This window comes from Crateriforma conspicua (assembly GCF_007752935.1).
GTDB classification, from domain to species: Bacteria; Planctomycetota; Planctomycetia; order Pirellulales; family Pirellulaceae; genus Crateriforma; species Crateriforma conspicua.
Map to the genome: position 1 here is coordinate 5,388,553 of NZ_CP036319.1, position 14,055 is coordinate 5,402,607.

A 14,055-nucleotide genomic window follows, 5' to 3' on the forward strand; every position below is an offset into this window, starting at 1 on the left:
ATACGGGCGGCCTGGGAATTCCCCCCTCCCGGCACCGTTGCCGAGCCGGGGCTGACGGTCGGCCTTTCCCACCGGCCCGATTTGATGGTTGCCGGCTTCGGCAGCCGGTAAACTGGCAAACAAGTTGTGCGGGGAAGCCACGACGCCGATGGTTCGCGGCAGCCGTGGCGCACGGCCTTTTCACCAAGCAAGCATTCGCATGGAGCAGGGCGACGATGACCCACAGTGTGCTCGACACCAACGTGTTGGTACTCAACCGATTCTATATGGCCATTCGCGTGGTCAACGTGCGTCGCGCGTTGACACTTCTTTACCGGCAATGCGCCGAAGTCATCAGCAATGACGAAGAACAGTTCGTCAGCTACGACTTTGACAGCTGGTGCGAACTTAGCCGTTTGGCATCCACCGACAAGCAAGCCGGCGAAGATTACCTTCAAGCCGTCGGTTTTGAATTGATGGTTCCACGCATCGTCCGGCTGACGCGATTCGATCGAATGCCGGCACAGACCGTTCGGTTCAACCGCAAAAACTTGTTCACGCGCGACAATCACCGGTGCCAATACTGTGGCAAAGATGAACCGACGCATAAGTTGAGCCTGGACCACGTCGTGCCTCGTTCCCATGGCGGTCCGACGACGTGGGAAAACGTCGTGTGCTGCTGTCTTCGGTGCAACAGCCGCAAAGGTGGGCGAACGCCCAAGCAGGCGAACATGAAACTGCTGACAAAGCCGGTGAAGCCACGTTTTCACCCGCTGTGGTCGGGCCCGATCGATGACCCACGGTACGAATCCTGGAAAACGTTTGTCAGCATGCCTGCGGCCTCATAGCCGCCTGGCGTTTCAGCAGCGATGAACCCCGGCCACGCCCAGTTCGCTGTGGCGATTCGGCCGGTGTGCGGTCCGGGTATCGACAAGGCTGCAGAGGCAAATTTTTGACAAACAACGCGAAAGGCGGCCTGGGTCAGGCCGCCTTTCTTTCGATGGTCGTCGGGTTCACCGACCGACAAACACCACAGTGACGCCTTTTTGAAGCGTCGGCGTTGTCGACGTGCCGATCACTGATCGGCCAGCGGTGCTTTCTTTTCAGTAATGACTTCGCACTCTTCCGACTTGGTGGCGTTCAATTCCAAGTAGCTCTTCCACTCATCGGGCAGATTGTCTTCGTGGAAGATCGCCTCGACCGGGCATTCCGGAACGCAGGCTTCACAGTCAATGCACTCTTCTGGGTGGATGTACAACATGTCGTCACCCTCGTAGAAACATTCCACCGGGCAGACGACGACACAATCGGTGTACTTACAGCCTTTGCACGGTTCGGCAACAACGTGAGTCATGGTTGGACCTTTCTACGAAGTCTCGAGGTGTCGCAATTCTCCACCAATGTATCGGGTGGTCAACGAAGGCATCTGAAGCCGAAAATAAGTTTCGACATGGTTCGTCGACCAACGATCAGCGGGGACGTCCGTCACAGCGTCGACGCCGGCCTGATGCTCGGGGGGCCGGCGGCGCCGATTTCGCTATCCGGAAATGTCCGAATCGGATCATTGCGTGTTGAAACATTAGGATTGCAGCCATTTTGCCGTCCTTTCGCGCCGCTGACGAGACGTGCAAAGCGGCTGGGCAATTGAATCACCCGGACTTGTTAAAACCCCCATTTTCGCTCCATCAACCTCGCTGTTCCCTCATTTCATCGCATGCCTGCATCCACGGTCGCCTTGCGCGTCAAACCCAATCGCCATTTTCCGTTTTACGCCCGTCACCCCTGGGTCCACGCCCACGCCCTGGCGGCCGCGGATACCGAGTTTGCTTGTGGCCAGATCGTGGACCTGACCGACCACGATGGCAACTGGCTGGGACAAGGCCTGGCCAATCCCGACAGCAAGCTTCGGGTCCGTCTGTACAGCTTTGATCCCGATCGTGCGTTGGACGATTCGTTGTGGGCCGAGCGAATTGATGCGGCGATCGATCGCCGGCGATTGGATTCCCAGCATCGTGCGGGCGACGACGAAGCGGAGCGGCTGGTTTTCAGCGAAAGCGATTTGCTGAGCGGTTTGATTGTCGACCGCTATGCCGATTGTCTCAGTGTTCAATTCACCGCCGCAGGAATCTGGCGTTTTCGTGACACGATCGTCAATCATCTGATGCAGGCGACGGGATGCCGCGCCATCAAAATCCAGATCGACCAGCGAACCGCGCGACTGGAAGGCATGGAACCGATCGACACTTGGTTCAATGAACGCTGGGCTGCCGATGAGGGCGAAACCGAGGATCCCTTCGCCCGGCCGGTTCAATATCGACAAAACGGGCTGAACCTAAGCGTCGATCTACGTTCCGGCCAAAAAACCGGTGGCTATTTGGACCAAGCGTTGAACCACGCCCAGGCGGCACGCTATCTGACCGGACGACGGGTTTTGGATGTCTGTTGTTACCACGGCGGCTTCGGACTGGTCGCCGCCGTTTCGGGCGCCGCTGAAGTCTTGGGGATCGATTCCAGTGAAGCGGCATTGCAGCAGGCGGCCGAAAACGTCCAGCGAAATTCGCTGTCCAACGTCACCTTTCGCCAAGCCGACTGCTTCGACGCATTGAAGGAACTGGCCGGCGAATCCCAACAATTCGACGCGGTCATTTTGGATCCGCCGCGATTCGCCGGTTCAAGGCACCAAGTCGCGTCGGCGATGCGTGCTTACGCCCGACTGAACGCACTGGCTATCGATCTGCTTCCTCCCGGTGGCATCTTGGTCACGTGCAGCTGTTCGGGACGAGTTTCGGTGGCCGACTTCCACGACATGTTGACGGACGTCGGAAAACGCCGCCGCCGTGATTTGATTTTGCTGCAAACCCGCGGCGCAGCCCCCGACCACCCGGTAGCGGCATCCTGTCCGGAAAGCGAGTACCTGAAATGCGTCATTGCGCAAGTCCATTAGGGGACGGGGCCGTCGTCGGACAGGTTGGGTGAACATCCAGTCCGGTCGACAGCCGAACCGGGCGATTATGCTCAAAAGGGTGACCGCAGGGCTGCCCAACCGTTGCGGGGATAAACAAGCCGCGACGCGTTGACCTATAATCAAACGCCTTGTTCCAACGTCCGGGTCGCCAGGATGCAGCCAAATCGCCTACCTTCGGACCATTTCTCGTCACCATTCAAGCGTGCCGTCCAGCCTGGAGTCCAACCCATGTCGGGTGTAACGATCAAAATTCTTCACGGCGCAGATCGCGGCCGGGTGTACGAAGAAGTACAGCTGCCGATGACGATCGGTCGCGAAGAAGGCAACGACATTCAATTGAATGACGAAAGGGTCAGCCGCTGTCACCTGAAGATCCAACGTGACAACGACCGATTGGTGCTGACGGATTTGGACAGCACCAACGGTACAAAAGTTAACGGTGTTGAATGCCAGTTAAAAATCCTGCGTCACGGCGATCTGATCGCGGTCGGCCGTAGCTTGATGCTGGTGGGTTCGGAAGAACAAATCGCAGCACGCTTGGCCGCCATGGGCACCGATGGTCCCACCGTCAAACGTGAAATGGGATCGTCCGACAGTTCAATGCGGGTGGAATTGCAGGGCACCAATTCGCCGATCCCCGCGGAAATGATGCAGGTTCGCGAACTGCCCAACGTCCCCAAGGATTTGTCACCGGGCCAGAAAGCGCAGATCTGCGAAGTCCTGGATTACTTGCAAGAACGCCTGCACCGCTTGATCGAATCGGCCAAGCACGACGATTCCGGTCAAGACGTCCAATTGCAACTGGGTGCATGGCATCGGTTGCTGGACACCCAAGCGGAACTGGCCGAAATGGTGCGCCAGATCACCGACCCGGATTGGCCCAGCTGATCACGACGCAAAGACAGTTCAATGCAGATGACGCGTGCGTGAATCTGCAGCATTCCCGTTAACGCCAAACGGCCTGGATCTTGGATCCAGGCCGTTTGTTTTTGTTCGTAAAGGGTACCGCACAACGGCGGTCCGAAATCAAGCCGATGCGGCGTTGACGACCGCTTCGGCATTGATGCCAAAGTGTTCATAGACGGCCGCGTAGGGACCGCTGGCTCCGTAGCTTTCCATCCCCACGAACTTGCCATCCAATCCGATCCATCGATCCCAGCTCATGCGAATCCCGGCTTCCACGGCAACGCGGTTGGTGACAGCGGGCGGCAACACTTCGTCGATGTAACTTTGGTCCTGATCCTGGAACAAATCCATACAAGGCATGCTGACGACGCGAACCTTCTTGCCTTGTTCGGTCAGGGTCTTGGCGGCCTCCACGCACAAGTTCAATTCGCTGCCGCTGCCCATCAAGATCACGTCGGGTGTGCCGTCGCAATCCGACAGAACGTAGCCGCCCTTGGCACACCCACTGACGTCGGCGTAAACGTCACGATCCAACGTCGGCATGTTTTGACGCGACAGCACGAATGCGGACGGGTGATCATCGATCGACAATGCTGTGCGATAACACTCTGCAACTTCGTTGGAATCGCCGGGACGGAAAACCAACAGTCCGGGAATCGCACGGCAAGCCGAAAGGTGTTCGACCGGTTGGTGGGTCGGACCGTCTTCCCCGACGCCGATGGAATCATGCGTCAGGATATAGATCACCGGTTGATGCATGATGGACGACAAACGCATGCCGCCACGCATGTAATCCGAAAAGACAAAGAACGTGGCGGCGTAAGAACGCAAACCTGACAGCGACAAGCCGTTGGTGATGCCGGCCATCGCATGCTCGCGGATGCCGAAATGCAGGTTGCGTCCACCGTAGCTGCCGGATTGGAAATTCCCGGCACCGTCGAACTTCAGATCCGACTTGTTGCTGGGCGCCAGGTCGGCGGATCCGCCGATCATGAACGGGATGTTTGCGGCAACGGCGTTAAGAACCTTTCCGCTGCTGTTCCGCGTCGCATCGCCTTTTTCATCGGCGGGGAATACGGGGATGTCTTTGTCCCAGCCCTCGGGCAACTTGCCGGCGAACATGGCGGTCAACTCAGCCGCCTTTTCCGGATGGTCTTTTTGGTACTTGGCCCAGGTTTCGTTCCACGCATCGAAAGCCTTCTTCCCACGTTCACCGACACCTTCGGCAAAGTGTTGCTGGACGCCGTCGGGAATGTAGAACTTTTCCTCCGGCGGGAACCCATAGCTTTGCTTCGCCAGTGCGACCTCGTCCCAACCCAACGGGGCGCCGTGGGCACCGTGCGTGTTTTGCTTGTTGGGTGCACCGTAGCCGATGATGCTTTTGACGATGATGATCGTCGGCTTGTCGTTACAGGCCTTGAAGTTATCGATCGCCTTGCCCAGTGCGGCCAAGTCGTTGGCATCATCGACGTGGACGACGTTCCATCCCAAGCCTTCGAAACGTTGACCGACGTTTTCGCTGAATGCCAGATCGGTTTCACCTTCGATGGTGATGCCGTTGTCATCGTAGATCCAGCACAGGTTGTCCAGCTTCAGGTGGCCGGCCACCGATGCGGCTTCGCACGCGACACCTTCCATCAAGTCCCCGTCGCTGCACAGGGCGTAGGTGTTGTAGTCAAACAGCGTGGCCGAATCGGTGTTGTAGGTCGCCCCCAACCACTTGGCGGCCATCGCCATGCCGACGCTGTTGCTGACGCCCGCGCCCAGCGGTCCGGTGGTGGTTTCGATTCCAGCAGCTTCGCCAAATTCGGGGTGACCGGCGCAGACGCTGCCGATCTGACGAAACGACTTGATGTCGTCCAGGGTGACAGCCAGGCGGTCGGTGGGCTGGCCGTTGTCGTCCAAGGCTTTGACGCCGATCAAATGCAACGAGCTGTAAAGCAGCATCGAAGCGTGGCCACAGGACAGCACGAAACGATCGCGGTTGGGCCAAGTCGGCTGGGCCGGGTCGTAGTCCATCGCGTGCTGGTACAGCTGATAGGCGATCGGGGCGAGCGCCATCGGCGTTCCCGGGTGCCCGCTGTTGGCGGTTTGGACGGCGTCCATGCTGAGCGTTCGAATCGTGTCGACGGCCAGCGTTTGAATGTCAGTCGAAGCGACGCTCATCGGTCGTTTCCCCGGGGATCTTTCGGCGGAATAATCAGTCAGAAACAGTGAGAAAAAGCGTATCTCGCACGTCGCCGCCGGAAAAGGGGCGGGGGAATCAGCCCTTCAGATTCCAATCCCTCATCGGATCCAACATTTCGGATCGGGTCAGGTCAAAATGCAGCGGCGTCAGCGTGACATTGCCATCACGCAACTGGCTGACGTCGGTCATTTCCGGCGGCTGGCTTTCCGATTCTGACCACAGAGCCCAGTAGTATCCGCGTCCGCCGGGATCCGTCCGCTTTTCGTAGGTGCGGCCGTATTGTTCCAAGCCCATCGGAACAATCTTCACTTCCCGTGGTGTTTCGGTCGCCGCGGTCGGGACGTTCAGGTTGAACAGCCCGCCTTGGGAACGCGGCTGCTTGACGATGCCGCCAATGACGTTCCTTGCGATGACCGCGGCGCTTTGAAAATCTGCGTCGTCGTCGTGCTCCAGCGAAACCGCGACGCTGGTGATGCCAAAGAACGCTCCTTCGATCGCCGCCGCCACGGTGCCGCTGTACAGAACGTTGATGCCCGCGTTCAGGCCGCTGTTGATCCCGCTGACGACCAGATCGACCGGGTTGTCCTTCAGCAACTCGGCAACCGCCAGCTTGACGCAATCCGCCGGTGAACCGTCCACCGCCCAAGCCCAATGTCGGCCTTCGCGATGAATTGCTTTGCACACCAAAGGCGTCAGGTAGGTGATCGAATGGCCGACCCCACTTTGTTCCGTTGCGGGGGCCACAATCACGACTTCGCCCAAATGCCGAAGCTGCTGTTCCAACGCCGCCAGCCCCGGCGCAAAAACGCCATCATCGTTGGTCAATAAGATTCTCAAGCCGCGTCCTTCGCACTTTTGGGGCATGATCGGCAACCAATCGGTTGCCGTCGAATCGGTCAATCCCGATCCGACGCCCACCTATCGTGCTGGGCGACTTCCGAAGCGGTCAAGCCGTCATGGACGGATCCGCCGGCGAAGCAGCAAAGACGACAATCGCGAATCGGATCAGAATCCGATGCGGACGCTGGTCCCACGCGGGCGGTGATGATGGTACGGCCGCGGCGAATAATAGTGCGGACCGTAGTAGCGCCGAACCGGGTATGCCGGCAAGACGTGCGTTTCATGAATCACCGTCGGCTGCTGGACCACGACCGGCGCCGGATCGGGCTGCACGACGGCGGGGCTGCCGACAGTGGCTTGTTGCATCGCGGAGATCACGCTTTCGCGAACACCTTGCTGGTGCATCGCGATGATGTCGGACACTTGGATCTGATGTTGAACGCCGCGACTGTGGATTTGGTTGATGATGACTGAATCACTCAGGCCGCTGCGGGTCATGTTGATGACGTCGGTGATCGATACCGCGCCGACCGTCCGTGCAACCTGCTGTTGCTGTTGTTGATACAGGTATTGTTGCTGGCGTGCCGCTTGTTCTTTGTCGGCCGCATCGCCCAAGATTCCACCCGCGACCGCTCCCACGACGCCACCAATCGCCGCACCGGCACCGGCTTCGTCGTTGTGGTCGCCGATGATTCCGCCGGCAATCGCACCGGCCAATCCGCCAAAGGTTGCCCCACGCTGTTTACCCGTTTGCGCTTGGGCAAAATTGGCCGGAATCATCACGGTCAAAGACACCAGCAACAACGTTGGAATCAGAAAACGTGTCCGTACCATTGCGGATTGCCATTGATTGGGGGGGAAGAAAGAACGCGCGGCCCAAGGACAGGCGTGTCGCGGTCGGCCAACGACACCGGTCAAGAAACCGACACCGGCGCCTGAACGGTCCACACAACCCTAGGTCACCGATCGTCGCCGAACGACAACACGCCATCAAAACGTTTGCCTTAGCCGTCGATCCGAAGTTCGGGATCGATACTTAGTCCTTCTTCGGCCGAAAGGACAAGCTCAATCCGGTCTTCCCACGCCCTGGCCGATGACCTCAGAAATGGCCTGCAGAAAATCGTCAGCATCGTCAAATTCGCGATACACGCTGGCAAAACGGATGAACGCGACCGGATCCAGATCGGCCAGGTGCGCCAAAACGATGTCGCCGATTTTTTCAGCCGGGATCTCCGAATCGAACGACGCATAGATGTCCGCTTCGATGCCTTGAACGCATTTTTCGATTCGCGAACTGGTGATCGGTCGTTTCGAACAAGCCCGCTCGATACCGCGGCGGATTTTTTCTCGATCGAAGGGTTCGCGGGTCTGTTCGCGTTTAACCACGCGGACCCCCAACTGCTGCATCGTTTCCAGCGTGACGAATCGCCGGTGACAGTTGCTGCACACTCGCTTTCGCCGCACCTGGTATCCGTCATCCACCGAACGCGTGTCCACCACGCGATCGTTGTCCACGTGACAAAACGGGCAACGCATGGGCAATCCGTTGGCAGAAGTTTGAACGTCGATCTTGACCCACAACGTCGGGCTTCGTCGTGCGTCCCAGTTCGTTAGATTATCGGCTTCGCCCCAAGGTTGCGAGCAGCCGGGCGAATGGAATCGGGCCCCCCGCGGCAATCCGGGCCCGCCAAAATTCGCATCGATAGTCACCGACCGCGTCATCCCCAGAGCCAACGATCGCATGTCTGACGAAAACCGCCCCGACGAATCCCCGTCCCCGACAGCCCCCGAGCAAGCATCATCGGCCGAAAACGCCCCTCCGGCCGATCCCGCTCCGGCCGCGGCGGCATCCGAACCGGCGCGTCATGAATCGCCGGCCGACAAGTTCCGCAGGGAAGTGGAATCGAAACAGGGATCCCTGGACGATTTCGAAAACGAGGAAGAACTGTGGGCCGGCGGCTATAGTGCCAAAGCCATGATCGGCTCGTGGTTTCTGTTGGTCGTCGTGACCGTCGCCCTGACCATCGCCGCGATCATGATGCCCCAACTGACGTTCCCCATTGCACTGGGCATCATCGCGGTGCTGTGGGTGATCGTCGGACTGTGGTACGCCAGCCGCCGCTTGGGCTTTCATTACCAGCTGACCACCCAGCGATTCATCCACCAGATCGGAATCCTGACCCGACGTACCGACCGAATCGAAGTCATCGACATTGACGACGTCAGCTACAGCCAAGGTCCGGTCGAACGCGCTCTGGGCGTGGGCACCATCGTGATCACCAGCAGCGATCGGACTCACCCAGAACTAAAAATGATCGGCATCGAAAAGGTCCAAGAAGTCGCCGGCCTGATCGATGACGTCCGCCGCAAGGAACGTCGCAAACGCAGCCTGCATATCGAAGCGATCTAGCGACACCGACGACCGCAACGCGGCGTCCCATCATCACAATCAAACGCAAACAAGGCATCGCGGGTGAACCCCACGATGCCTTGTTTGTTGATCGGATTCACCATCCGCCGGGCGATCGATTCGGCCGACACGCCCGTTCGATCAAACCTAAGGATCAATATTTCACTTCGGCTGACAAAGTCAGACCGACGGTGACCACATCGTCGTTGATCCGGACCGTGCGACCGTCGTTGGGACGGACCACCTGGTTAAACTGCTCGGTGGCGGTTGCGATCCCGGTCAGGTACCACAATTCCGATCCGGCACGCAGCGACAACATTTCGCCCAGATTGAATCGGATGCCCGAACCCAGTTCGAACACACCGGCGATGTCTTCGTCATCGTCGCCGTTGAACAAGACCGTGGCTCCGGCGTTCTGCAGACGATAATCCAAGTCAACGAAGTTGGCGTACACACCGGCACGTCCGCGGAAGTCGGCGACCACGTGGTTGCAAACCGGATAGAACATGTCCAGTCCGACTTGGCCACCGATCAACTTGTTCTCGGTGTTGCTTTGGAACACGCCGACGTCGCCCGCACCGTTTTGCGAAATGAAACGGTATCCGTCTTGGAAATCGATGTAACGAATCCCGTACAATATTTTGGCAACTTGCCAGCCCATGATCGTGCGACTGGCTTCGAACGACCAGTACTCCGATGCTTGGTCTTGTTGCTGATAGACGGCGTTGTCGTTGAAGGCACTCAACTGGGTCGACGCGATTGGCAACCCGGCAATGAACAGTGACGAAAGTCCGGTTCCGGTGATTCCAGCCGAACGATCCCATTCCAGTGGACCGGTGAAGCTGCCTTCCCAGCCGTGCACGCAATCGGGCACCGCACCGAAAGTGATCCGCGGAGCCAGTTCCCAATCGAATTCACCGACGAAGTAGTTTTGGCTAAGCGTGTATCGCTTGTCATCGAAACGCTTCATGTACAGCAAGTCGACAAAGCCGTACCGATACGGTTCGCAAGTCGGACAGGCGGTGCTGAATCCCGATGCGACGCCCGGCACATAGTTGCCACCGCCTTGATAGACGCCGCCGGTTTGGCAGCTTTGGCAGTTGCTGACTTGGGCGATTCGCTGGTCGACCAACGAATCGACGGAGTCACCGCCGGCATTGCGGACCTGTGAATTCAACAGTCCCAATTGTGACGGGTCGACGACCTGAAACGCTTGGCCGCCGTTGATCAGCTGGCCGTTATGAAACGTGATGCCCCCGGTCAAATCGCCGGCGTTGGACGCCGTCGTCGTTCCGGTTTGACCAGCATCACTGGCCGGCTGTTGCGCTTCGGCTGAAACGCCCAGCATTAAAATGCTGCTAAGGGCTGCCAGCTGGCGAAGCCTGCGGCCGATGCCCTGGCGGATCGCTTGGATCTTCATGATCAAACCTCGTAGACTCTGATCGCGGCTACTGCGCTGACCGCGTGGCTGGAAAGACTAAGGATGGTGAAAGGAAACTCGTTGTGCGGTTCGACGCGTCGAACCACACCAATCAACGGACGACCAATTCATCCCTGACGGGAATCAAACAAGTCTTCCGAACCAGACGAATGATTTTCTTGGCCGCTTCTTCGCTCGGGCAATGTCCGCTGACGATCAATTCATCCGCCAACAGTTGCACGGTCACGTCCGCCGTCGGAAAAGCGTGCCGAATCGCTTGGCTTAGCACCGACATTTTCTCACTTGCCGGGTCGTGCGAAGCTTCAACGGGTGCGGTCACGTGAACTTCGAATTCACGCGAGACCACCGAATCGCTGCCAACTGGCGATGCCCACACGGTCATGTGGGTGACACCGTTGCTGGCACCGATCAACTTGATTTGGCTGGGCCCTGCCGCGACGGCTTGGCATACGCCTTTGTCGTTGACACTGACCTTGTGCAGCTGGCCGCGGATGGTCAGCGAACGAACCTGGGCACGTGTCATGTACAGCGGCGTTGCCGATGTGGCCCGCAGTTGCTGGGCCGCTTCGGCGGCATCGGTCGTCCCGGTCCCCGGGGTCAACCGAGCCGAAACGTTTTGGACGGGTGTTTTCCAATGAAGCGTCTGGGGTCCGCGGGGTAGCGGAGGCAATGCGGGCGTTTGGGCCGGCATTGCTTCGGGCATTGGTGTCGGAATGTCGGCCGCGATGCTTTCGGATAGGTCCGGCGTGTCGTCTTGCTCTGCGGTTTCGACCGACTGCGGATCCACCCGGATCGGGTCAGGTGCCGTGCGAACGATGCTGGCGCCAGTTTCGGAAGCCGGCCGGAACGATGCCGGTGCCGCTGCAACGGCAACCGGCGGACGCCATTTGACGGCAGGATCCAGATTCGTCGGAGCCGTGGGTACTTCCGACGCGACAACCGGTTCGGCTTCCATCGGATCGGCCAAGGGCGCAGCCATTTCTGGTTCGACCACGGGCGATTCGATCGGCTGTGGCGAGGGCAGTTGGCGTTGCCCCGCGGCCAAGTTTTCTGTGTCGACCGACGTTTGAGTCTCATCCACCTCGGGATCATCTGAAACGTCGATGTCGGCACGTTGCTGCGAGTCCGCGATGTTGCCAGCGGCGTCGGGCGTGGGGCTGACCGATCCCGGGCCGGGAATCTGGTCTTGGGACGCGACGGACGTTTCGGTCTGTTCAGCAACCACCGCCGGTGCGTCTGCTTGTTCGGGCTCGCTATCCAAAGTCATCGGCGGGACTTCGGCCAAGTCGATTCTTGGTGCTGCTGCCAATCCGGCCTTGCTCAGTGCGGGCCGTGCCTGCTTGGTCGACGACTTTTGAATCGCTTGGTCCGTCGATCGCTTGGCGGGCTGGACGGTCGGTTCGTCCGACGAATCCGACAGTGAAAACTCGATCGCTTCACCGATGCGGTCGGCATCATCGCCATCGGCCACGGTGGCTGGATTGGATGCATCGCTTTTCACCGCGGGTGCGGCCTGCGGTTCGGGGACGTCCGCTAGCGAGAACGAATACGGTTGTGCCGAACCGACCACCGTGTCAGCGGCGGTCTGTTGGATGCGATCGGCAGTGGGCGCGACAGACTCCGGTGCAACCACCTGACCTGCGGTGACGTGTCCGGCGAAAGTTGGTGGTTGGTTGAAGTAGGCTCGGCTGTCGGCGTCGACCTTCGTCGCGTCACCTGCGGTGACCTCGTGTAGTTGACGGGCACCCAGGTTGGTCGATCGCAGCAGCGGGTTGGTTCGGATGGGCGACGGTTGCGGGGCCCGGACTGACATCTGCGACGATGCGGCTTGATGCTTCGCCCCCGCATCGATCGGTCGCAAACCGACGACGGAACCCATCGGCTTCAGCAACACGGCGGATTCGGATTGGCCGGACGTTTGATGGACGGCCGCTTGTTGGATCGGCTGTGTCTGCACAAACGGATTCGTGCGGATCGGTGCGGCCGACGACTGCTGTGCGACGGCCGCCGGCATCCAGGCAGTTGCAGAAACCCCGGCAGTCATCAACAACGCGAACAGACGCCGGCGTCGCCGGAATCGTTGCACGTTTTCGGGATTCTTTCGTTGGCCGCTTTGGAGTCGACGGTCACCCACCTGCGCATCCTTGCATTGAAGCGTCTTGGCCTCTGCACCCCCCCGGCGCAAAAAACCTTGAACCCGATCGATCGCGAACTCAGCAGGCCACAGGCCATGCGTCGGCGCGGCGACGGACTCGGATGCTTGTGTTATCGGAACCACCCGACCGCGACATTAACGATTCTGTCGATGCGATGTTTGGTGCTGATTGCCACAGCGAATTTGGTCATTCGGATTGACGCCGTCGTGCGGCTTCAAATGCGATCACAGCCGCTGAAATCGACAAATTCAGACTGTCAGCACTCCCAGACATGGGGATCCGAATCCCGCGCACCGGATGCCCGCCGCATGACCGCCAGTGGTTCCCCAGGCCCTTCGCCTCGCTGCCCAAAACGACCGCGACGGGCCCCGTCAGGTCGCATTCCCACAGCAATTCGGCGGCTTCGACCCGGGCCGCGTAAGCGAGGATGTTCCGCGAATTTAAAAATTCCGCGACTTGGTCACGGTCGGCCACCGCGGCCGGCACGGTGAACAGCGTCCCCAAGCTGGACCGGATCGCGTTGGCGTTGAAGGGATCGACGGATTCGCCGGTGATCAGGATCGCATCGACGCCGGCCGCGTCGGCGGATCGAAAAACGGCCCCCAGGTTCCCCGGCTTTTCGATCGAATCCAGCACCAACAACAACGGGCTGGCCGGCAGATCCAGACGCGACAGTGACCAATCCGGTTGCAGAAACTCGGCGACCGCCCCACGAGCATTCTGCCCATAACTGATCCGGCTCATGACCGCCGGACTGACCGGCTGGATGATCGGCGTGGCCTTCAAGACCGTTCGAGCGTCCAGGTCAAATTCATCGCCGGGCAGCCAATCGGACCATGCCGCTTCGCCCGTCGCGGAGACCATATCCGAGGCGGCGGCATCCGCCTGTTTTCCCGAATCCGATCCAGGATTCGCCGAAACATAGACCGCTTCGGGGCACAGTCCAGACTGCACCGCGGCCGCCGTTTCACGCCAACCGTCGATCAAAAATCGTCCGAATTGGCGGCGACGGCGGTTGTCACGAAGCCGCACCAAACGCCGAATGGTGGGATTGGCGGGGCTGCGCAGGATTGGTCGCGTCGATGAAGTCACCGCTGAAACGTCCGGGGGTGGGTCTGTTATGTTTTGGCCGAAAGTTTAGACCAATCCGATGCCGGGCCAACCGTCACC

Annotated in this window: 12 protein-coding genes; 4 read left to right on the forward strand and 8 right to left on the reverse strand. The window is 59.4% G+C overall.

Translation table 11 applies throughout. The annotated features are described in order from the left end of the window. Window positions 1–215 precede the first annotated feature (215 nt). On the forward strand, window positions 216–827 hold the full coding sequence (locus tag Mal65_RS19685; protein ID WP_145301509.1) for an HNH endonuclease: 612 nt from the start codon (window positions 216–218) through the stop codon (window positions 825–827). Between the two features lie 227 nt (window positions 828–1,054). Here Mal65_RS19685 and Mal65_RS19690 read toward each other — a convergent pair whose 3' ends face one another. Continuing rightward, the gene (locus Mal65_RS19690) at window positions 1,055–1,333 is read right to left on the reverse strand and encodes a ferredoxin family protein (RefSeq protein ID WP_145301512.1); all 279 of its coding nucleotides are present in this window, start codon (window positions 1,331–1,333) and stop codon (window positions 1,055–1,057) included. Window positions 1,334–1,693: 360 nt separating this feature from the next. On the opposite strand from Mal65_RS19690, the gene Mal65_RS19695 reads away from it, so the two are divergent. Then, window positions 1,694–2,923, forward strand: a complete 1,230-nt coding sequence (locus tag Mal65_RS19695) for a class I SAM-dependent rRNA methyltransferase (protein ID WP_145301515.1) — start codon at window positions 1,694–1,696, stop codon at window positions 2,921–2,923. 249 nt (window positions 2,924–3,172) lie between these two features. Next, window positions 3,173–3,832 carry an FHA domain-containing protein gene (locus Mal65_RS19700; RefSeq protein ID WP_145301518.1) on the forward strand — a complete coding sequence of 220 codons (660 nt, stop codon included), beginning with the start codon at window positions 3,173–3,175 and terminating at the stop codon, window positions 3,830–3,832. 138 nt (window positions 3,833–3,970) lie between these two features. On the opposite strand, the gene tkt is transcribed toward Mal65_RS19700, so the two are convergent. The 4 genes from tkt to nrdR form a co-directional block, all read right to left on the reverse strand. Next, window positions 3,971–6,016, reverse strand: coding sequence for a transketolase (gene tkt / locus Mal65_RS19705; RefSeq protein WP_145301521.1), 2,046 nt, complete (start codon window positions 6,014–6,016; stop codon window positions 3,971–3,973). A 97-nt stretch (window positions 6,017–6,113) separates the two neighbouring features. Next, entirely contained in the window at window positions 6,114–6,902 is a 789-nt protein-coding gene (gene surE / locus Mal65_RS19710) for a 5'/3'-nucleotidase SurE (RefSeq protein WP_145301524.1), read from the reverse strand. A gap of 141 nt (window positions 6,903–7,043) precedes the next feature. Next, window positions 7,044–7,712: a YMGG-like glycine zipper-containing protein gene (locus tag Mal65_RS19715; protein WP_145301528.1), complete on the reverse strand. Its 669-nt coding sequence runs from the start codon at window positions 7,710–7,712 to the stop codon at window positions 7,044–7,046. Window positions 7,713–7,943: 231 nt separating this feature from the next. Continuing rightward, window positions 7,944–8,414: a transcriptional regulator NrdR gene (gene nrdR, locus Mal65_RS19720; protein ID WP_145301531.1), complete on the reverse strand. Its 471-nt coding sequence runs from the start codon at window positions 8,412–8,414 to the stop codon at window positions 7,944–7,946. 205 nt (window positions 8,415–8,619) lie between these two features. On the opposite strand from nrdR, the gene Mal65_RS19725 reads away from it, so the two are divergent. Next, window positions 8,620–9,288, forward strand: a complete 669-nt coding sequence (locus tag Mal65_RS19725) for a PH domain-containing protein (protein ID WP_145301534.1) — start codon at window positions 8,620–8,622, stop codon at window positions 9,286–9,288. Between the two features lie 154 nt (window positions 9,289–9,442). Here the strand turns inward: Mal65_RS19725 and Mal65_RS19730 are convergent, their stop codons facing one another. From Mal65_RS19730 to Mal65_RS19740, 3 genes are all read right to left on the reverse strand, one after another. Further along, window positions 9,443–10,708 (reverse strand): hypothetical protein, encoded by a 1,266-nt coding sequence (locus tag Mal65_RS19730; RefSeq protein WP_145301537.1) that lies wholly within the window; start codon window positions 10,706–10,708, stop codon window positions 9,443–9,445. A 112-nt stretch (window positions 10,709–10,820) separates the two neighbouring features. Beyond that, on the reverse strand, window positions 10,821–12,863 hold the full coding sequence (locus tag Mal65_RS19735; protein WP_145301540.1) for a pilus assembly protein N-terminal domain-containing protein: 2,043 nt from the start codon (window positions 12,861–12,863) through the stop codon (window positions 10,821–10,823). A gap of 208 nt (window positions 12,864–13,071) precedes the next feature. After that, the gene (locus Mal65_RS19740; RefSeq protein ID WP_145301543.1) at window positions 13,072–13,977 is read right to left on the reverse strand and encodes a TrmH family RNA methyltransferase; all 906 of its coding nucleotides are present in this window, start codon (window positions 13,975–13,977) and stop codon (window positions 13,072–13,074) included. Window positions 13,978–14,055: the final 78 nt, after the last annotated feature.